Genomic DNA, 19,211 nt, shown 5'->3' with positions numbered 1-19,211 from the left:
GTCTTAAGTCTGATTTATATCTTCCGGAGCATCCGGCAAGAGAAAATCTATGTAAAGCCGTTCGGTGTTGGTAGCACCGGGCGGTTTTGCTATTTATGGAAGCTGCACAGGTGCAGCTAATTTATTTCAAGAGATCCCGGATCCGGATCGTAAGTCCCGGATAGATTCCAACAGGGACATCAGCATCGAAAGAATAAAGGCAGGGGTCACTGTCGTTTTCGTAGCAGTAGACGACAACCTTTTCCTTGGCTGGATCTACGATCCAGTATTCCCGGACACCGGCCTGGGAATAGATCATGTTCTTCAGGCTGTAGTCCATTTTGCGGCTGGCCGGGGAGACAATCTCGAAAATGAGATCTGGGGCTCCGGAGCATCCGCGGTCGGTCAGCTTATTTGGATCGCAGATTACAGAGATATCCGGTTCCACCCAGTCCTTGTCATCGGCATCGAGATTGACGGCGAAGGGGGCAGGGTATACCTCGCAGGATCCGTGGTGATCAGTAATGTACTGATTAAAGAGAGCTGTCAGTTTGCTCACGAGTTTCTGGTGGATCCGGCTCGGTGGAGCCATGTCGTAAAATTTGCCATTGATCAGCTCGGCGCGTTCTTCTTCTGGTAAGTTCCAGTAGTCTTCGGATGTATAATGGTCATTTTTTAATAATGGCATAGGAACACTCCTTTCATTTAACTATTTACTGTTAGAAACAGTTAATATTATAGGTTCACTTTTGATGTCCTCATCCTTTAAAGTGCAGTACAGTTCCGCATTTCCCGGTGATAATGCATGACAGATAACAGTGGTAACTACTTTACCGCACGCTAAATGGATATCTGTTATACTACAGTCAACAACTGAATTATTGCTATTTACGATATCAATATTATTCTTATCTACAGATGTAGGTCTTATCATAAAAGAGGTTTCGTGAGAGTCTCCGACAACTAGAGAGACCTCTGATGGAGCGTATTCATTGAGTTCTATAGTTGGAGAAACGATTTCCTGTGAATTGGTTTGCGTAGATTTCACAGGCTGTTTTGTCCCAAAACCAGAAGCCACACCTACAAGAAGAAAGCATCCTAAGAATCCATAAAAAAGAGTTTTATATGAAATTGGAGATGACTTTGAAGATGCTGGCGTATTAGATTTAGCTTTTCTGCGCGAGGATGAAGATGTTGTATAGTAAATTCCGGTGCCAGGGATTCCGAAAGTTCCCGTTCTCTTACCTTTTGAATTCACCGTATAGTGAACACCTTTGTCGCCGAAGGTTATACTAGTACTATTTTTATTGAAATTTATTTTTACACCAGGTAGAATTTTAAATGATTTTCTGAAACGAAGCCCCATAAAATACCTCCATAATGTAATCGTAATATAGGAATCGAGTACATAATTTGTGAGTGAAATCCCATATGATATGAATAATCGATTATTATGTGCCTATTCAGTAATGTTAAAAAAATTTTTATTTTTCAACAGCTCCTCAGTATATCCAGTCAGACGGGACAGCTGGCCGATCGTCAGATCGGGATGCTCGAAGATCACGGAGTCCGGAACCAGAAGCTCCATCGCGAAGGTATCGGCTTCCCGTTCATATTTGTCCGTGTTGAATTGTGTCCTGGAATCCATAAAGATCGCATTCGATTTCTTATGAAGGAACAGGTGTCCCAGCTCATGGGCGAGAACAAAGCGCTGCTCCGCCTCTGTGAGTCGTTCATCCAGATAGATGATATGATTCCGCTGGAAGTACTGGTAAAACCCACGGACACCCTCTAACGGGTAATGGACCAGGATCACATTCATTCCCTTTATCATTTCAAATGGATCACGCGTCTGGTATTTCCGGACGAGGCGTGATACCAGTTTCTTTATGCGCATGGAAATCAGTCCTTTTTATATTTCTTGGGCGTGTATTTCTCTTTATTCTTTTTCTTAGCCATTTCCATTCCGATCTGCATTGCATCCAGAATTGAATTGATCGCCTCCGGAGATGCCGGATCGCCGTCGAACATCAGCCCTTCCTGGGAGAGCAGCTGCTCCTTGGTCTGTTCCAGGATCTTGGCGATGTCTTTCTCATCGCGAGCGGTGAGTTCGGAGGATGTAGTTGATTTGTCTTCCATTAAATCAGATCTATTACAATGAAATAAATCACACATGGCATCGACTTTGTCCATTCGTGGAGATTTTATTCCGTTACACCAGTTATATACAGAAGTTGTACCGACACCCAATTTTTTTGCTAATTCAACTTGGGTAATTTCAAATTTATTCAAATAATAGCGCAAGCGTTTTGAAAAAACAGCATTGAAATCTTGCTCTGGCATTAGATTCACTCCTTTCGTTGTTACCTTGATGATACACCAAAAGTAATGATAATGCAACACTAAAAGTGAAAATATTTCACTAAAAGTGTTGACGCACACTTAAAGTGATGGTATACTAAGGTCAGATTCAGGAAAGGAGTGAGATAAATTGCCCAAGGCTATACAGATTAGCTTGGCGGCTGCCAGAGTAAATGCGAAAATGACCCAAGAAGAAGCCGCTATGAAGCTTAAAGTGGGTAAAAGAACGATAATTAACTGGGAAAAGGGAACATCAATACCGTCATTTGCGGATATGAATATGCTTTTCAAGATTTACGGGATCCCGGTAGATAATATTTTTTTACCCAAAGAATCCACTTAAAGTGATACTTTATAAGATGCGAAAGGGGTGAGAGAGACGAACATTAATATATCGCAGGTCGATTCAAGAATCCTGGTTGAAGTTGATGGGAAGGCACTGCCGGATATCTTTTCTGGATATACATTAAAAAGCTCCGGATGTGGAGAACCGGAGCTGCAGTTGTCCCTGAAAGGCAATATTAGTGTATCTGAGCTGTCAGCCAAGATAAAAGAGTAGAGGCAATGGAATTTGTTATCCAGGAATTACGTTCCATAACTTCTGAAAACTTTGAAAGAAGACCCTTTTGGACGGGAACGTCGCCATTTGTGATCATTTCAAGCATTGAAAGAAGTTTCTCTAGTTGTTCTTTATCTGGAGAATTATTTGAGGCAATCTGTTCTCTAAGCTCCTGCATGGTGGTTTTATAATTAAAATTTACTTTTGCCTGTGTTCCGATGACAGAACCAGTGGCAGTTCCGATATTAAATACTGTGGAGCCAGAAGCAGTAGATTTTTCCTTTGCTTCTGCTTCTGTTAAATAAAATATTTTATATTGTTGGAACACACCAAAAGCAAAATCAGCCACTTTGTCCTTTACAAGAAAACGATCATTATTTGGATTTATTAACCAGTCGCCGATATTGACATCGGCATCTTCAAGCATTCCAATATAAGGTTTTCGGGTGGATTTCTCATGATTGGGAAGCCCAAGTGCTGTAGAGACAAATTCGCCATTGCGTTCAATGTGAAATGTAATTCCGTTTGTGGTAATAAATGTTGCTGCGATACTCATAAATTACTCCCTATGCCTTTAGTACTCGGCGGTGCAACGCCTGTATAGAAAGTATAACGCAATGGGGATATGGAAGCAAGCATACAAAGATGCGGAAGGGGTGAGAGAGTATGCCAAAATTAAAACCAAGTATGCAGGAAGAGCGGAACCGGATCGTTCGCGCATGTATTGCGGGGAATAAGGAGCGGCTGGCAATCGATGATGCCGCTCTGGCTGTTAAGGTCGGGGTAACGAAGAAAACGATCCAGAATAAGTACCACCGGCCAGAGACTTATTCCCTGGATGAGATGCAGAAAATCGCAACTGTATTAAAATTTACCCCAATCCAGGCAGCATCCGTGCTCCTGGGCCGGGAGCTTACATCGAAAGAAATCAAGGAATTTATTCTGATGTAAAAGGAGGTGAAATAGATGCATGAGAACAATGAGGGGACGGCAGGTGCTCTGCCAGTACTGCGGCCAGGTCTGGAATGTATCCCGGTTCGCAGTGATCCGAGACGAGTATCGGTGTCCGAAATGTACGAAGAGGATCCGGAACTCGAGGAGTCCTACGATCAGGACAAGCAGCAGCCGACACTATTCGAAGTGATGGAAAAGATTTGTCGCATTGTTGAGTGTGTGACCTGCGGCGGCATGATATACGTTCTGGCTCGCATGGCTGGAATTGCATAAAAAGATCCCCATAGCGGAGCGGCAACTCCGAGGGGATCACATGTAAAAAAGATTACACCTCTATTTTAGAGGAGAAAGAGGAGAAAATCAAGATGGTAAAAGTAACGATTGAGGATGACAGATGCAAGAATGAGATTACAGGCGAGTTCTTCATGGGGCTTATGATTACCGAAGAAGAGAAAAATGAGGACGGCACAACTTATAAAGGATATGAGATCGAAACGGGAAATACATGCGTGCAGGACCTCCCGAGCAATATCGCGAAATGGATTGTTAGTGCCTTTAGATCGGTGTATAAAACCAAGCTTGACTATGCTGCGGCAATGGCAGAGCTTGCCAAGCTTATGGGTGCTGCGGTTAACCAGGCACTTAAGGAGAGTGCGTGTACGATCGCAGATGAAACAATGGAAGAGCTGAAGGGAGAAGACGATGACGGGAAACATTAAATGCGAGATTCTGGAAACGTTCATCGAATTTCCAGAGATCCACGGATATCACCTGGAACTCAATCTGATCGAGTGGGGAGACAACGAACCGAAGTACGATCTCCGCAGATGGAACGAAGACCGTTCCAGGATGACGAAGGGTATTACCTTATCAAAAGAAGAACTGCTCGTCTTACAGGACAAGCTTTCAAATATTAAATTTTAGGAGGATCCATCTATGAACATCACAGTAACTTTTGAAACCATTGCCGAGGTAAAGACATTTGCTGAAATGATCACAGGACCGGCTGTTAAGGAAGGAAAGTCCAGCCAGAATACCGCGGTTACACCGGTGGCAACCGTTCAGCCGTCCTTTAAAACAGAGACTGCACCGGTCCCGGTTCAGAACGCTTCGGCAGTTCCGGTCCATAATTCTCCTGCAGCTCCGGTGCAGAACGTATCGGCAGCTCCAGTAACTCCGGTCCAGGGAGCGCCGACAGCGCCAGTTCAGACAGCCCCGATCCACACGGCCCCGGTGACGCAGGCTCCAGCAGCACCAGTTCAGACAGTGCCGACCAGTACGAGAACGTACACTCCGGATGATCTGGCGAAGGCAGCCATGCAGCTGATGGACTCCGGAAGACAGAATGATCTCATCAACCTTCTGGCACAGTTCGGAGTTAACTCGGTTCCCCACCTTCAGCCGAACCAGTATGGGGCATTCGCGACGGCACTGAGAGAAATGGGGGCACAGATCTAATGGGGGGACACGCGGAAAGAAGTCATTCGACCCTTAGCCCGTCGAACGCTTATCAGTGGATGGCCTGCACCCCGAGTGTGATCCTGGGAAGCCAGTTCCCGGACACTTCTTCCAAAGCGGCAGAGGAGGGCACCCTGGCGCATGAACTGGCGGAGCTTAAGCTGAGAAACTATTTCTACACGACAGAATTCGGAAAACGCAAGATGAACGCGGAGATCAAGAAATTAAGAGGAAATGAGATCTGGGCGGATGAGATGATGGGATACACCGATGATTATCTGGATTACGTTAAATCTGTGGCATTAAACTTCGCAGTTTCTCCACATGTGGACATCGAACGCCGGGTAGATCTCCGTACATACATTCCGAATCTGCCTGACGAAGCACCGGCATCCGGAAGTGCTGACTGCATCCTGGTAGGAGGCGGGGTCATCCATGTGATCGATTTCAAATACGGCAAGAGCCCGGATGGGCGCGTGGATGCAGACCACAATCCGCAGATGATGCTTTACGCATTAGGGGCATACGAAGCATACCGGATCCTGTATGAGATCCATACCGTCCGGATGTCGATCGTGCAGCCCAGACTTCCGGATGGGATTTCCGAATGGGAGTGCAGCCTGGAAGATCTCCTGAAATTCGGAGAAGTGGTGAAGGATCGTGCAGCACTCGCGATCCAAGGCGTCGGGGACTTTGTTACTGGTCCGAAGACCTGCAGATACTGCAGGGCAAGGGGACGCTGCAGGGCCCGTGCGGAAAAGAACGTGGAACTTGCGTTCAAAGTAAAAGACGATCCGGCGCTCCTCACTTTTGAGGAGATGGGGAAATACCTGAAGGATGGACAGGACGTGGCGAAATGGCTCAAAGACATCGAGGCCTCCGCACTGGAAGCCTGCCTCTCAGGAAAAGAGATCCCTGGATGGAAAGCGGTGGCCGGACGAGCTACCAGAGACTGGACGGATATGGATGCCGCATTTGCCCGCTTGGAAGAAGCCGGGATCCGGACAGAGGTACTGTGGGAAAGAAAACCGCTTACCCTCGCACAGGTGGAAAAAATCATCGGCAAAAAGGAATTCGCTGCAAACGTAGGCGAATTTGTTACCAAGAAAAACGGAAAGCCGGCACTGGTGGAAGATTCCGACAAGAGACCGGCGATCACCAATAAGATCAGCGCTGCGGAGGCGTTCAAGGAGGAAACAGACCATGAATGAGATGACAAACGTTACAACAGGAGAAGTAAGATTCAGCTACGCGCATTTATTTAAACCCTATGCAGCAATGCAGGGGCAGGAGGAAAAATACAGTGTGACAGTCCTTGTACCGAAGACTGATGTGGACACTATGTCCCGTATCAATGCGGCGATCGAGGCGGCAAAACAGAGAGGTATCTCTGATAAATGGAATGGCGTGTGCCCGCCGATCGTACCGACACCGGTCTATGACGGTGATGGTGTAAGACCTTCTGACGGAATGCCGTTCGGGGAAGAGTGTAAAGGACACTGGGTATTTACGGCCAGCGCGAAAGCCGATTATCCGCCGGAGGTCGTGGACCGTATGGGAAACCCGATCATCAACCAGTCGGAGGTATACAGCGGCATGTACGGCCGCGTGAATATCACCTTCTATCCATACATGTTCGGGGGAAAGAAGGGAATCGGCTGCGGACTGGGACCGGTGCAGAAGTTAAGAGACGGAGAGGCACTGGGCGGCAGCTCCATGACAGCAGCACAGGCCTTCGGAGCTCCACAGCAGCCGACAATGGCAGCTCAGCAGCCGGCCTACGCAGTTCCGCAGCAATCAGCTTATGCGGCTGAGGCAGCTCCGGGATACACCCAGCCGGCAGCAGGGCGGGCACCGTGGGGACAGCCGGGAACCGGTGTGAATCCGTTAACCGGAATGCCGTATTAAGAATCCAGGGGCTTTCTAAAGCCCCTCTTTAAACAGGAGGAATCGTGATGGGAGTAAAACATCTGAGTATCGATATCGAGACACGGAGCAGCGTGGACATCGCCAAAGCAGGCGCCTACAAATATGCGCAGTCTCCGGATTTCCAGATCCTTCTGTTTGCTTATCAGTTCGGTGAGGACCCGGTTGAGATCATAGACTTTACAGACGGGGAGACACTTCCGAAGGAGCTGGTGCCGGCACTAAAAAATCCGAAGGTGATCAAGCATGCGTATAACGCAGCGTTCGAGTGGTACTGTCTCAACCGCGCCGGCTTTGAGACCCCGATCGATCAGTGGAGATGCACGATGGCACACGGACTCTACTGCGGCTATACCGCAGGACTGGATGCAACCGGCAAGGCGATCGGGCTTCCCCAGGATAAACAGAAACTGGCAATCGGTAAGGCACTGATCCGGTATTTCTGTGTTCCGTGCAAACCTACGAGAAGTAATGGGAACCGTACCTGGAACCAGCCCTGGCATGATCCGGAAAAGTGGAAGCTGTTCAAGGAATACTGCCGCCAGGACGTTGTGACAGAACATGCGATCCTTGCAAGGTTAAAACAATTCCCGATGCCGGAAAAAGAACAGAAGCAGTGGCAGATGGACATCTTGATGAATGCATACGGAGTCCGGGTCGATACGGAGCTGATCGAAGGTGCTTTGTACATCGATGGGATCAGCACGCAGGAGCTGACCGATGAGGCGATCCGCCTGACGGGGCTCTTAAATCCGAACAGCGCCACGCAGCTCGTCCCGTGGCTGAACGAACACAGCAGGAAGCAGGAAACAGATCCAGACGTATTCCAGGATATCCAGAAAACTACTGTGGCGGAGGCACTGGAAAAACCGGGAGATCTCCCGGAAGAAGTTCTGCAGATGTTAAGGATCCGGCAGCAGCTTGGAAAGACATCGATCAAGAAATATGTGGCGATGGATACTGCAAAAGGCGAAGGTGATCGTGTCCGCGGACTTACCCAGTACTACGGGGCAAATCGTACAGGGCGCTGGGCCGGGAGACTGGTGCAGATGCAGAACCTGCCGAGAAACTATATCAAGACACTGGATTATGCAAGAAAAGTCGTAAAGGCAAAGAACTATGAAGGACTCCGGCTTCTTTACGGAAACGTCCCGGATACTTTATCTCAGCTGATCCGTACCGCATTTATCCCCTCGGAAGGGAATAAGTTCGTGGTGGCGGATTTCTCCGCGATCGAGGCCCGTGTGATTGCGTGGCTGGCTGGGGAGCAGTGGGTAAATGAAGTATTTGCCACTCACGGGAAGATCTATGAGGCGACCGCATCCCAGATGTTCGGGGTCCCGGTGGACCGGATCGCAAAAGGAAATCCAGAGTACGCGCTGCGTCAGAAAGGAAAAGTAGCGACGCTTGCCCTTGGATACCAGGGAGGAACATCGGCGCTGATCGCGATGGGAGCCCTGCAGATGGGGCTGACCGAGGAAGAACTTCCGGATATCGTGCACAGATGGCGGCAGGCAAATCCCCGGATCCGGGACCTGTGGTACGCTGTGGAGAACGCAGCACTTTCCGTGATGCAGACAGCGCAGCCGCAGGCTATTTACGGACTTATCTTTGCATTAGAGGGAGATCTGGTATACGGACAGTCATTTCTGACAGTAAAACTTCCGAGTGGAAGGAAGCTCTACTATCCAAAGCCGTTCCTGAAGGAAAACCAGTTTGGAAAACTTGCGCTGCACTATTATACTGTCGGACAGCAGAGCAGAAAATGGGAAGTGGCATCCACTTACGGCGGAAAGATGACAGAGAACATCGTCCAGGCGGTCGCGAGAGACTGCCTGGCAGTTACGTTAGAAAGGATCGCGGCGAAGCACCTGCAGGTCGTATTCCACGTGCACGATGAGGTGATCATCGATGCTCCGATGGAGACCACCGTGGATGAGATCTGTGACCTGATGGCAGAGCCGATCCCGTGGGCGCCGGGGCTGATCTTAAAAGGCGCGGGATTTGAAAGCAGCTATTACATGAAGGACTAGGAGGAATCGAGATGCAGTATAACAGAAAGCTGCAGATCAGCACTGCAGGGACGAGAAAGGCTATGCACTGGCCGAAATCTGAGATCATGTGGTCTGAATTTGCGGAAAAGCTGAAAACACCGGTCCGCGGGGCCGAGACGTTAGAACAGTACCTTGCGCTTCCGAAGTCCCAGCAGGATGAGCTGAAGGATGTCGGCGGATTCGTCGGCGGTACGTTTGAAGGGGACCGCCGCAAGGCGGCCGGCGTGGTCGGCCGTGACCTGATCACCCTGGATCTCGATAACATCCCTGCAGGCCAGACGGATGATATCCTGCGCCGGGTGGACGGCCTCGGATGCGCGGCCGCGGTCTACAGCACAAGAAAGCATTCTGGATATGCGCCGAGACTGCGCGTGATCATCCCGATCGACCGGACGGGATCTGCGGATGAGTACCAGCCCGCGGCCAGGAAGCTCGCCTCCTTGATCGGAATCGAATTCTGTGACCCGACAACATTCGAAGCGTCGAGACTGATGTACTGGCCGAGCTGCAGCTCCAACAGCCAGTACGTGGCAGAGATCTACGATAAGCCGTTCTGCAGCCTGGACGGCGTCCTGGGGATGTACGGGGACTGGCACGACATCAGCCAGTGGCCCCAGGTCCCGGGATCCGAGGCGATCGAGCGCCGGCGTCTTGCTAAGCAGGAGGATCCAACCACGAAACGCGGGATCATCGGGGCTTTCTGCCGGTCATACACGATCACACAGGCTATGGAGAAGTTTATTCCGGGAATGTATGAGGAAACAGCGGTGCCGGGTCGGTACACCTATACCGGCGGTTCCACAGTCGGAGGAGCGGTGATCTACGACGGAGATCTGTTTTTATATTCCCACCACGCGACGGATCCTTGTAGTGGCCTGCTCGTAAACGCCTTTGACCTGGTCCGTCTCCACATGTTCGGGGATAAGGATGGAGAGGTAAAGGAAGGAACCCCGGTCAGCAAGTACCCGTCCTTTATGATGATGAGCCGCATGGCCCAGGATGATCCGAAGGTGTCAGAGCTTCTGTCGAAGGAACGGTATGAACAGGCGAAAGAAGCATTCAAGACCCCGGAGCAGAAGGAGCCGGGACCAGATTATGACCTCTCCTGGCTTTCGAAACTTACAAAGGACGGAAACGGAAGATATGAGAAAACGATCAATAACGCCGTGCTCGTCCTTGAAAATGATCCTTTGCTAAAAGGAAGGATCGTGACCGATGAATTTGCAAGCTGTGGAATGGTCCTGGGGCGCGTGCCGTGGGATCAGAGAGATGAGAAACGCCGCTGGACGGATGTGGATGACGCCGGGTATTACCGGTATGTCGAGGTCTTCTACGGGCTTACAGGGCGGGAGAAGCTGGATCACGCCCTCATGATTGTCAGCGCCCAGAACCGGATCAACGACGTAAAGCATTATCTGGAGGACCTTCAGTGGGACGGGATCCGGAGACTGGATACGCTGCTTTCTGACTATCTTGGCGCCGAAGATACACCGTATACCCGGGCTGTTATGAGAAAATCACTCTGCGCCGCTGTCGGCCGTGCCGTCGTTGGCGGGATCAAATATGATTATATGCCGATCTTTACGGGACCGCAGGGAATCGGAAAAAGTACGTTTCTTGCGATCTTAGGAAAAAAATGGTTCTCAGACTCCCTTACAACATTCGAAGGAAAAGAAGCTGCGGAGCTGATCCAGGGAACATGGATCAACGAGGTCGGGGAACTGAGCGCATTTACAAAGCAGGAGACCCAGGTGATCAAGCAGTTTTTAAGCAAGACCGAGGACATTTACAGGGCGGCATACGGGCGCAGGACGGACAAGTACCCGCGGCGCTGCGTGTTCTTCGGAACATCCAATGACAGCGAGTTCTTAAAAGATATGACCGGAAATCGGCGCTTTTGGCCGGTAGACGTGGGAATGCATCCGGCAAAGAAGTCCGTGTGGCAGGAGCTGCCGGCAGAGGTGGACCAGATCTGGGCGGAGGCATATGCGTACTGGGCTGCAGGTGAGAAACTTTTTTTACCGAAGGAACTTGAGGAAGCTGCCGTAGAGCAGCAGGAAACCCACAGGGAAGCGTCCGGAAAAGAAGGTCTGATCATGGACTTTTTAAATAAGCCGGTGCCGGCTAACTGGAACCAAATGGATGTGGTAAAGCGGCGGATGTTCCTTGCGGGCGGCATGCATATGGAAGGTGAGCTAGTTCTCAGGGACAGGGTGTGTGCTGTGGAGATCTGGGTGGAATGCTTTGGCGGCGATCTGAGGTATATGAAACGTTCTGATAGCATGGAGATCAACAACATCCTGCTGCATGGCAAATGGCAGAGGATCAAAACCCCGAGAGATTTTGGACCGTATGGACAGCAGCGGGGGTTCGTGAGACCCACTACATAGTGCCGAAAAAGTTTGTAGATTCTTTGTAGTTTTGTAGCCGCCTGAAATTTTAATGTAGGCAGAATGTAGCAGGCTTTGTAGAACCGCTAAAACCGCATAAAACCTAAGGATTTCTACTATATAACTACAAAACTACAAACTTACTATATAGAGTATAAAAATAAATAAAATATAGATAACGTGACGTACATGGCGTACATAATACGAGGGTTATATACACGTGTTACACACGTAAACAAAATATTTTATAAATAAAAATATATAAAGGGGCTCGAAGATGAATGCGAAACATTGGCTGGAACTGGAACTCATGGATGGAGGTCTACATCTGGCAGAAGGTGTGAGACGAAATGCAGCGGCGCACGGGTACTCGAAAGCCGAACTGAAAGCAGCAAGAAAAGAATTAGGCGTGAAGACGTATCATCAGTTTGATGAAGATGGGGCAACGGCAAATTGGTTCTGGTATCTGGAGGTATGACATGAGAGAAAAGGATGTTGAGAAACTTTTGACCGAAGAGGTGAAGCACCTCGGTGGAAGGGCATACAAATGGACAAGCCCGGGGAATGCGGGAGTGCCGGACCGGATCGTGATCTTTCCAGGAAGGCAGCCGATGTTCGTGGAACTGAAGACGGATAAGGGAACCTTAAGCGCCCTGCAGGATGTGCAGATCAAACGCCTGCTGGATCTCGGGCAGGAAGTTCAGGTGGTGTACGGAGCGTCCGGGCTGGTTCGGTTCTTCAAATCCTTGGGATATCCGGATGTGGCAGCGAGGATCGAAAAGAAATGTGGGCTGTCAGGGAGGTGATGGAGGATGGTATTCAAACCGCACGATTATCAGCGACACTGCATAGAACGGATCCTGGAAGTGAAAAAGATCGGTCTGTTTCTGGATATGGGACTTGGCAAGACGGTCACGACACTGACCGCGGTAAAGGAGCTTAAGTACAATCGGTTTCAGGTCCGCAGGATTCTGGTCATTGCACCTAAGAAAGTTGCGGAGGGAACCTGGAGCAAGGAAGCCGCCAAATGGGACCACACATGTATGCTGCGGGTGGCCCCGGTACTGGGAAGCCAGGCAAAACGGATCCGGGCGTTAAATACACCGGCAGACCTTTACATCATCAACCGGGAAAATGTGGTATGGCTGGTGGATTATTACCGGAACGCCTGGCCGTTCGACATGGTGATCGTGGATGAATCCAGCAGTTTTAAAAGCCACAGCGCGAAACGCTTTAAGGCGCTTGCCAGCGTGGGGACGAAGATCGAGCGCCTGGTGGAGCTGACGGGAACCCCGTCACCGAATGGGCTGGATGATCTGTGGAGCCAGGTGTATCTTCTGGATGGCGGCGAACGCCTCGGGAAGAGATACACGCAGTTCCGGGAGAGGTACTTCCAGCCGGATAAGCGGGGAGCGGACGGCATGGTTTACAGCTACGAGGCAAAGCCTGGAAGTGAGGAGAGCATCCTGGACCGGATCTCGGATATCTGCATCAGCATGAAGGCCGAAGATTATCTGCAGCTTCCGGATATCATCTACCACGAGGTGCCGGTGGAGCTGGATGTAAAAGCGAGAAAGGCATACAACGATCTGGAACGCGCCATGGTCCTTCAGCTTCCGGAAGATGAGGCAGACATCAGTGTAACCAGTGCCGCGGCACTCAGCAACAAGCTTCTGCAGCTTGCCAACGGCGCGCTGTATGACGAGGATCACACCGTGCATGAAATACACAACTGCAAGATCGAGGCCTTCGTGGAGCTGATCGAATCGCTGAGAGGAAAACCGGCCCTGGTCTTTTACAATTACCAGCATGACCGGACCAGGATCTTAAAAGCCCTGGAAAATATGCAGCTGCGTGTGCGGGAACTGAAGACCACACAGGACGAAGACGATTGGAATACCGGAAAGATCGATGTGCTTCTGACGCACCCGGCCAGCAGCGCATATGGTCTGAATCTGCAGCAAGGCGGAAACCATGTGATCTGGTTCGGCTTGACCTGGAATTATGAGTTGTACACTCAAGCGAATAAGAGACTACACCGCCAGGGCCAGCAGGAAAAGGTGATCATCCATCATCTGGTATCCAGCGGGACCCGCGATGAGGACGTGATGCAGGCACTGCAGCGGAAAGACGATGTTCAGAACTGGGTCATGGAATCATTAAAGGCGCGGATCCGTAAGATCCGGGAGGAGGCAAAATGACGGACAAGCAGAAAAAAATAGCGATGAAACGGCAGAAGACTGTCCGCTGCCAGGGCTGTGGAGAGATCCTTCCCCAGGAGGGAGATCTCTCCGGAATCGAATATGTGAAAACGAAAAGGAACAGTGAATGGTTTTTCCATACGGAGTGTTTTGAGAACGTATGGAGGCGGAAGATCTGCTGAAGGAGGAAACTGGATGGAGAAACAGAAACGGGATGAGAAAGTCGCGAAAGCGATGAAGAAGAAAAAGCAGGATGCAGAATATGCAGCCATGAGCGAGGATAAGGGCAGACACAGTTGGTCGGCGGCACATCCGGCGTACATGGGGGCAAGCCTTTGTCCGGATCTGAGCCAACGAGGAGGTGATATCACGAATGCAAAGTAAGCAGGGCAGTCTTAGAAACATGAAATTAAGCGATTATAACATATCGCGAGCAAAATACAACGAACTAAAATATTTCTGCATCCAGTATGCTGAGAAAAAGCAGAAGCTTGAGAGCGCTTATGGACTGAGAGCAACTGTGAATGACGGAATGCCGAAGGGAAATTTATCTGGGGATACGACGGCACAGGAAGCAATTCGCAATGTAATGCTTCAAGAGGATTTAAGGCTGATAGAAGAGACAGCTAAGAAAGCAGCTCCCTCGATCCACAAGTGGATTTTAAAGAACGTGACTGAAGGAACGCCATATGAGTGGATGGATGTTCCGATAGGGCGCAGACAGTTTTATGAATACCGGAGATATTTTTTCTATCTGCTGGCGCAGAAAAGATAGTTTATAAAAATTTTATAATTATTGTATTGGTGTGAATATGCAAAATTGAATAGACTAATCAGAAAAATTGAATATCTGTTACTACCGTTTATATCTTTCACTATTTGTTACTATCTTTCGTATTTTGCTTTGATATTTCCAAAACGGAAAGATCTAATTTTAGAAATTGCAGTGAAGTATGTAATTGTATAGACAATTCAGCTGGTTTACATTTAAGGGTGACTGTGATATGTTGTGAAAAAGCCACCTACTCAGTGGTGGGTGGCTTATTGATGAAAAAGTTTTTGAGTTAAATAAGTGACATAGTCAGAGGTTTCAAGGACCAATCGCTTTAATTGGCTGACGGTAACAATAACGGAATTTTTGGTTTTGTTGTTTTCGATATCACAAATCGTAAACGTTCCATCTGGATTTTCATTAAGTTCGAATCCAGACAGAGTTAGTAGATATTCAGCAGTGTTTGTTGCCATACTTCCAGTTTCACCGTATATCAAATACGAAACAGACACATCGAGTACATCAGCAATACGCTTTAGAGTATCGTGATTAGGTTCTCGATTATTGTTTTCATAGTTTGAATAAGTCGAATATGGAATTCCCAATGCTTCGGCAACAGCTCGTTGAGATATTTTTTTATCCATTCTGATACGCTTGATGCGTGTTCCAATTTTTATGATTTCGTTTAGACTCATAATATTCACCTCTGAATATATTTTAACATAAAATATTCAAATTTGCAAACATACACTTGACATATTCAATATTGAATATTATAATTCACATATATTCGATAGCGAATAGAATGGAGGTGAGACAATGAAGCGAGTAGGAATTATCATGGATGACGAACTTCACAAGCAGTTAAAGTATCTGGCGGTAAACGAAGGCAGAACAGTGACTGACATTATCGTAGCGCTTGTGAAAACAGAAATTGAAACAAAAAAAGAGCAGTCACGCTGAGTTTGGCGACCTACGTGATTGCTCCAAAACCGAAACCTGTAAACCCAGGAATCACTTTGTATTGTAAGTGATTCCGCCAGAAATTGCAAGGAGGAAATTGCAATGCAGAATTTAATGATTTTTGAAGGACACAATGTAGAGGTATTTGAACTGAATGGACAGGTATTATTTAACCCGTATCATGTGGGAGAATGCTTGGAATTGAATAGTGATGCAGTGAGAAAGGCAATGTCCAGAATGAACGACAAGCAGGCTATCAAGGTCAAAAATTCGGATGTGACTATTAGTCACATCCGAAAACTGAACAATGCTGGAGAGAATTTTCTCACTGAAAGCGGCGTATATAAGCTGGTATTTAAAAGCCGTAAGCCGAATGCGGAAGCTTTCACAGATTGGATCGCAGATGAGGTTCTCCCGGCCCTTCGCAAGACCGGTTCCTACGAGATGCCAAAGCAGGACAAGCCGAAGAAAGAGAAACTGCCTTCCGTAAACATGATGGTAAAGAACATCAAGGAAGCTCTGCATGATGCCGGTGTAGATTCCAAGTACATAGCTGCCGAAGTGGTGCGGATCTATTCCGACTCCGGCTATCCGGTAAAGACAAAATTGATTTCTGATGTTCCAGAGCTTTGGGACTGCACCAGTATCGCAAAGAATCTGGGAATATATTCGGAGAATGGCAGACCGCATGATAAGGCTGTCAGCGCAATCATCCAGAAGTTAGATATCTTTGCAGATGAAATCGTGAGAACTGCATACAGCCGAAATGGGCATGACGGCGTCACGGTCCAGTATAAAGGCAGCGTCCTGGAAAAGGTCAGAGAATGGCTGATCGAGAATGATTACCCGACCGTAATTAAGCTGGAACTTTCCAATGGCAACAGCAATAAATGCAAGGTTGTTTACGGGGAGGTGGCATGATGAACATTCAGGAGGAATTAAGAATCTCTAATTATCAGCCAGTCTCATTCTTAAAAGGTTCAGAGATGGGAGACTTATATGAGGCAATGGTAGAATATTGGCGATTAAAAGGAGCCGATGCAAGCGGAGCATTTGCAGCATCATTGTTTTATAACTTAGGACGCACCCATGGAATTCGCGATGAGCGGGCAAGGAAAAAGAAAGAGATGTAAAAAGTGGGTAACTACGAGGGGGTACTTTCGTGATATTATGGTATCGTGCTTGAAGCCAAGGGCATACAGCCGGCGGCTTCCTACATCCTCCTCAAGTGAAGGTATACGTGGGCGGCCGTTAGGCAGAGCGGTCGCCAATTATCAGGGCGTAGCTCAGTAAGCAGAGCAGCTGATACTTAATAAGCGTGTCGGGGGTGCAAGGCCTTCCGTCCTGGTTCGCGGAGTAGAGCAGTCTGGAAGCTCGTCAGTAAAATTAAGAAAGGTGGTGCTACGGATGAATACCAATACAATCGGGAATATGACAGAAAGTGTTGTTTTGTCAGAATTCCAGAAAATGGAGATTCCTGTAAGCATTCCTTTTGGTCGTAATGAGCCATATGATTTTGTTATAGACACGAAAGATGGATTTAAGTCAGTGCAAGTCAAACATGGAATCTATAAGAACGGTTGCGTTGTAGCTGAAATAACCCACAAGAGAACCTATAAGAAAACTCAAAAGGATTCCTATAAAGGTGTTGTGGATTATATAGCTATTTGGTGCAGCCAGATTAATAAATCTTATCTTTTGAATATGAAAAGTTTTAGGGCGAATAAGGTTGCATGTCTTAGGATTGAAGCGCCGCGGAACAATTCGTGTATTAGCACGATTGTTTGGGCAGCTCCTTACGAACTTAAGAAAATTGCAGCATTATTAAAACGATGATACTGACTGGTTCAAATCCAGTCTCCGCAATGTTGGCGATTGCCTTTTAGGCGATATGCCTGAATCCGTGATATCAGATAGCGGATAAATTATATGCTGGAGCGATCCAGTACATCTGAAATACCTGGTTTCGGGATTCTCCACCCAGACATTCCAGGCAGCAAGAGGCATCCTTGAAAAAGGGTGCCTTTTTGTCAAGTCTATTTCAGATAAAACTTTCCTTTTTTATGTTTTTATGTTAATATGAAGACACATACAGGAGGAAGAAATATGGAGGCTAAACTTACAACATTTTTATATTGTTTGGGAACAACAAATGTAGACGGAAATAATACGGCTATAAATGCAATGGGAATTTTACCGGTACTAACGCCAGAGTTTATTCCTAGTGCGTATTCATTCTCAATCATTGTAGGCATAAGAGGCGTTGATGATTCGAAGGATCATATAATGAGTATTGTCTTTATGGATTCAGAGAGAAAAGCGTTAGTTGAGGCGAGAAATATAACTGTTCCAAGAACCCAAATGAAAGAAAATATGTTGAATTTACCTGCAGAATACAGGGGATTGACTATTGCCATGGACATGCGAAATGTAATCCTAAGAAAAGAAGGGGTATATTCTACATTAGTTGAATTTGATGGTCAAAAGATGGGAGAGTTTGAAATTTATGCCAAAGCAAAAGAATGAGGCTTGTAAAAGTAGCATTGAATTAAGTAAGGGAAATACTGTATCAGAATTTCCTGCATATAATATTGTTTTTGCAGCGGCGGTTATGTTAAATGCTTCAGCAGTGGCATTGACACCAACTACATCAAATTGTGTATTAAACTCTCAAGATGAGAATATACATATAGAACGAACAAATGATTCATTTATAAATCCATACCCTGTTATGAATCTGAAATTCGAGGATGGTACAGTACGAGAAGCGGATAGTGTATTAAAACCGACTTATTCTAAGCAAGAAGATGTAAATGAAGAGGCTTCTGTTGATATCACATTTCAACAAATCGTAGGAGAGTTGAGAGAGGAGAATGCGGTATTGAAAAGAAGATTGGAAAACAGTTTACCGGTACATGCAATTTCCTATATAGCATTAAATAGTGTTTTTTTGACTCTTGCTATGACCTTATTAGTATTAAGGTTTGCTTATGGCATTTATACAGTGGATCCCTATTACCTTATATGTATGCTAATTATATCTATAACCTTATTAGGTACAGCTGTTATATCTTTGAAAGATTGGAAGAAGTTTTTAAATGAAACAAAACGAACAAGATAAATGGTATTATAAAATTGCGGGATTATTAAAATTAGAAACTATAACACCGCACGGTAGATTTAATCTTGGCGGAGTAGGGTTGTTGGTAATATGCATAGTAATATATTCTGCAGGCGATACAGTAAAACATTTTATATCAGCTGCGGAGGATACTATTAAAACGTATGCTCTAGGGGAAGATGTATATCACCCCTATGAAACATCAGATGTGGTGTCTGCTGTATTACCAGTACTGATAGGATTGGGATTTTGCCTTTTGTATTTGTATGTGCATGAACGAAAAAAAGAAGAAATTGAAGATGCCAATGAATCTAAGAAACAGAAAAGTGAAAATTGAAGTAGAGTAGGGGCTGTCGCATTAGCAAATATTTTTTGCTGGGCGGCAGCCCTGCTTTATGCCCAAATGGCATCGAAATCGGTCACGTTTTCGATGCCATTCTTTATAAACGCAGTTCATTCCCAGGCATCCCTTT

General features: G+C 47.1%; 29 protein-coding genes and 1 tRNA gene. 24 read left to right on the top strand and 6 right to left on the bottom strand.

What is annotated here, in order from left to right; translation table 11 throughout:
* Window positions 1-121: 121 nt before the first annotated feature.
* The 4 genes from FN001_RS00150 to FN001_RS00135 form a co-directional block, all read right to left on the bottom strand.
* The gene (locus tag FN001_RS00150) at window positions 122-667 is read right to left on the bottom strand and encodes a Uma2 family endonuclease (protein WP_142410438.1); all 546 of its coding nucleotides are present in this window, start codon (window positions 665-667) and stop codon (window positions 122-124) included.
* 21 nt (window positions 668-688) lie between these two features.
* Complete coding sequence (locus FN001_RS00145; protein WP_118322403.1) at window positions 689-1,345, bottom strand: DUF4236 domain-containing protein; 657 nt, start codon at window positions 1,343-1,345, stop codon at window positions 689-691.
* A gap of 93 nt (window positions 1,346-1,438) precedes the next feature.
* Entirely contained in the window at window positions 1,439-1,876 is a 438-nt protein-coding gene (locus tag FN001_RS00140; RefSeq protein WP_142410437.1) for an ImmA/IrrE family metallo-endopeptidase, read from the bottom strand.
* A 5-nt stretch (window positions 1,877-1,881) separates the two neighbouring features.
* Window positions 1,882-2,322, bottom strand: a complete 441-nt coding sequence (locus tag FN001_RS00135) for a helix-turn-helix domain-containing protein (protein WP_142410436.1) — start codon at window positions 2,320-2,322, stop codon at window positions 1,882-1,884.
* 148 nt (window positions 2,323-2,470) lie between these two features.
* On the opposite strand from FN001_RS00135, the gene FN001_RS00130 reads away from it, so the two are divergent.
* Complete coding sequence (locus tag FN001_RS00130) at window positions 2,471-2,683, top strand: helix-turn-helix transcriptional regulator (protein ID WP_243121901.1); 213 nt, start codon at window positions 2,471-2,473, stop codon at window positions 2,681-2,683.
* A gap of 178 nt (window positions 2,684-2,861) precedes the next feature.
* On the opposite strand, the gene FN001_RS00125 is transcribed toward FN001_RS00130, so the two are convergent.
* Window positions 2,862-3,455, bottom strand: a complete 594-nt coding sequence (locus tag FN001_RS00125) for a hypothetical protein (RefSeq protein ID WP_142410435.1) — start codon at window positions 3,453-3,455, stop codon at window positions 2,862-2,864.
* A gap of 110 nt (window positions 3,456-3,565) precedes the next feature.
* Between FN001_RS00125 and FN001_RS00120 the strand changes: the two genes are divergently transcribed.
* The 15 genes from FN001_RS00120 (at window position 3,566) to FN001_RS00050 (ending at window position 14,657) form a co-directional block, all read left to right on the top strand.
* A complete protein-coding gene (locus tag FN001_RS00120; protein WP_142410434.1) occupies window positions 3,566-3,850 on the top strand; it encodes a hypothetical protein in 285 nt (94 codons plus the stop codon).
* A 15-nt stretch (window positions 3,851-3,865) separates the two neighbouring features.
* On the top strand, window positions 3,866-4,126 hold the full coding sequence (locus tag FN001_RS00115) for a hypothetical protein (RefSeq protein WP_142410433.1): 261 nt from the start codon (window positions 3,866-3,868) through the stop codon (window positions 4,124-4,126).
* A 92-nt stretch (window positions 4,127-4,218) separates the two neighbouring features.
* Window positions 4,219-4,572, top strand: coding sequence for a hypothetical protein (locus FN001_RS00110; RefSeq protein ID WP_142410432.1), 354 nt, complete (start codon window positions 4,219-4,221; stop codon window positions 4,570-4,572).
* Complete coding sequence (locus FN001_RS00105) at window positions 4,556-4,777, top strand: PC4/YdbC family ssDNA-binding protein (protein WP_142410431.1); 222 nt, start codon at window positions 4,556-4,558, stop codon at window positions 4,775-4,777. The genes FN001_RS00110 and FN001_RS00105 overlap by 17 nt, the downstream gene beginning before the upstream one ends.
* Window positions 4,778-4,789: 12 nt before the next feature.
* Window positions 4,790-5,311: a hypothetical protein gene (locus tag FN001_RS00100; RefSeq protein ID WP_142410430.1), complete on the top strand. Its 522-nt coding sequence runs from the start codon at window positions 4,790-4,792 to the stop codon at window positions 5,309-5,311.
* Window positions 5,311-6,522 (top strand): DUF2800 domain-containing protein, encoded by a 1,212-nt coding sequence (locus FN001_RS00095; RefSeq protein WP_142410429.1) that lies wholly within the window; start codon window positions 5,311-5,313, stop codon window positions 6,520-6,522. Before FN001_RS00100 ends, FN001_RS00095 begins: the two co-directional genes overlap by 1 nt.
* Window positions 6,515-7,219 carry a DUF2815 family protein gene (locus FN001_RS00090; RefSeq protein ID WP_142410428.1) on the top strand — a complete coding sequence of 235 codons (705 nt, stop codon included), beginning with the start codon at window positions 6,515-6,517 and terminating at the stop codon, window positions 7,217-7,219. The genes FN001_RS00095 and FN001_RS00090 overlap by 8 nt, the downstream gene beginning before the upstream one ends.
* Before the next feature lie 47 nt (window positions 7,220-7,266).
* On the top strand, window positions 7,267-9,270 hold the full coding sequence (locus FN001_RS00085) for a DNA polymerase (RefSeq protein ID WP_142410427.1): 2,004 nt from the start codon (window positions 7,267-7,269) through the stop codon (window positions 9,268-9,270).
* Window positions 9,271-9,281: 11 nt separating this feature from the next.
* Window positions 9,282-11,681 carry a virulence-associated E family protein gene (locus tag FN001_RS00080; protein ID WP_142410426.1) on the top strand — a complete coding sequence of 800 codons (2,400 nt, stop codon included), beginning with the start codon at window positions 9,282-9,284 and terminating at the stop codon, window positions 11,679-11,681.
* A 277-nt stretch (window positions 11,682-11,958) separates the two neighbouring features.
* Complete coding sequence (locus FN001_RS00075; RefSeq protein ID WP_118514434.1) at window positions 11,959-12,159, top strand: hypothetical protein; 201 nt, start codon at window positions 11,959-11,961, stop codon at window positions 12,157-12,159.
* 1 nt (window position 12,160) lies between these two features.
* On the top strand, window positions 12,161-12,487 hold the full coding sequence (locus tag FN001_RS00070; RefSeq protein ID WP_118514432.1) for a VRR-NUC domain-containing protein: 327 nt from the start codon (window positions 12,161-12,163) through the stop codon (window positions 12,485-12,487).
* Window positions 12,488-12,493: 6 nt separating this feature from the next.
* Complete coding sequence (locus tag FN001_RS00065) at window positions 12,494-13,882, top strand: DEAD/DEAH box helicase (protein ID WP_142410425.1); 1,389 nt, start codon at window positions 12,494-12,496, stop codon at window positions 13,880-13,882.
* On the top strand, window positions 13,879-14,064 hold the full coding sequence (locus FN001_RS00060) for a hypothetical protein (protein ID WP_142410424.1): 186 nt from the start codon (window positions 13,879-13,881) through the stop codon (window positions 14,062-14,064). The genes FN001_RS00065 and FN001_RS00060 overlap by 4 nt, the downstream gene beginning before the upstream one ends.
* A 13-nt stretch (window positions 14,065-14,077) precedes the next feature.
* On the top strand, window positions 14,078-14,266 hold the full coding sequence (locus FN001_RS00055; RefSeq protein ID WP_142410423.1) for a hypothetical protein: 189 nt from the start codon (window positions 14,078-14,080) through the stop codon (window positions 14,264-14,266).
* The gene (locus tag FN001_RS00050; RefSeq protein ID WP_142410422.1) at window positions 14,256-14,657 is read left to right on the top strand and encodes a hypothetical protein; all 402 of its coding nucleotides are present in this window, start codon (window positions 14,256-14,258) and stop codon (window positions 14,655-14,657) included. The genes FN001_RS00055 and FN001_RS00050 overlap by 11 nt, the downstream gene beginning before the upstream one ends.
* A gap of 266 nt (window positions 14,658-14,923) precedes the next feature.
* Here the strand turns inward: FN001_RS00050 and FN001_RS00045 are convergent, their stop codons facing one another.
* Entirely contained in the window at window positions 14,924-15,349 is a 426-nt protein-coding gene (locus FN001_RS00045) for a helix-turn-helix domain-containing protein (protein WP_118299951.1), read from the bottom strand.
* Window positions 15,350-15,473: 124 nt separating this feature from the next.
* Here FN001_RS00045 and FN001_RS00040 point away from each other — a divergent pair, with 124 nt between their 5' ends.
* The 8 genes from FN001_RS00040 to FN001_RS00005 all read left to right on the top strand — a co-directional run bounded on the left by FN001_RS00040 (window position 15,474) and on the right by FN001_RS00005 (window position 19,075).
* On the top strand, window positions 15,474-15,617 hold the full coding sequence (locus tag FN001_RS00040; RefSeq protein WP_142410421.1) for a hypothetical protein: 144 nt from the start codon (window positions 15,474-15,476) through the stop codon (window positions 15,615-15,617).
* A gap of 102 nt (window positions 15,618-15,719) precedes the next feature.
* Complete coding sequence (locus FN001_RS00035) at window positions 15,720-16,538, top strand: BRO family protein (RefSeq protein ID WP_142410420.1); 819 nt, start codon at window positions 15,720-15,722, stop codon at window positions 16,536-16,538.
* Window positions 16,535-16,750, top strand: a complete 216-nt coding sequence (locus FN001_RS00030) for a hypothetical protein (RefSeq protein WP_142410419.1) — start codon at window positions 16,535-16,537, stop codon at window positions 16,748-16,750. Before FN001_RS00035 ends, FN001_RS00030 begins: the two co-directional genes overlap by 4 nt.
* A gap of 142 nt (window positions 16,751-16,892) precedes the next feature.
* Window positions 16,893-16,965 (top strand) — tRNA-Lys (locus tag FN001_RS00025).
* A 59-nt stretch (window positions 16,966-17,024) separates the two neighbouring features.
* A complete protein-coding gene (locus tag FN001_RS00020; protein ID WP_142410418.1) occupies window positions 17,025-17,453 on the top strand; it encodes a group I intron-associated PD-(D/E)XK endonuclease in 429 nt (142 codons plus the stop codon).
* A gap of 270 nt (window positions 17,454-17,723) precedes the next feature.
* Window positions 17,724-18,143, top strand: a complete 420-nt coding sequence (locus tag FN001_RS00015; protein ID WP_142410417.1) for a DUF6941 family protein — start codon at window positions 17,724-17,726, stop codon at window positions 18,141-18,143.
* Window positions 18,124-18,738, top strand: coding sequence for a hypothetical protein (locus FN001_RS00010; RefSeq protein WP_142410416.1), 615 nt, complete (start codon window positions 18,124-18,126; stop codon window positions 18,736-18,738). The genes FN001_RS00015 and FN001_RS00010 overlap by 20 nt, the downstream gene beginning before the upstream one ends.
* Entirely contained in the window at window positions 18,716-19,075 is a 360-nt protein-coding gene (locus FN001_RS00005; RefSeq protein WP_142410415.1) for a hypothetical protein, read from the top strand. Before FN001_RS00010 ends, FN001_RS00005 begins: the two co-directional genes overlap by 23 nt.
* Window positions 19,076-19,211: the final 136 nt, after the last annotated feature.

Source organism: Clostridium sp. Marseille-P7770, assembly GCF_902143525.1.
Lineage (GTDB): Bacteria > Bacillota > Clostridia > Lachnospirales > Lachnospiraceae > Pilosibacter.
This window is presented reverse-complemented; position numbering and strand designations above follow the sequence as displayed.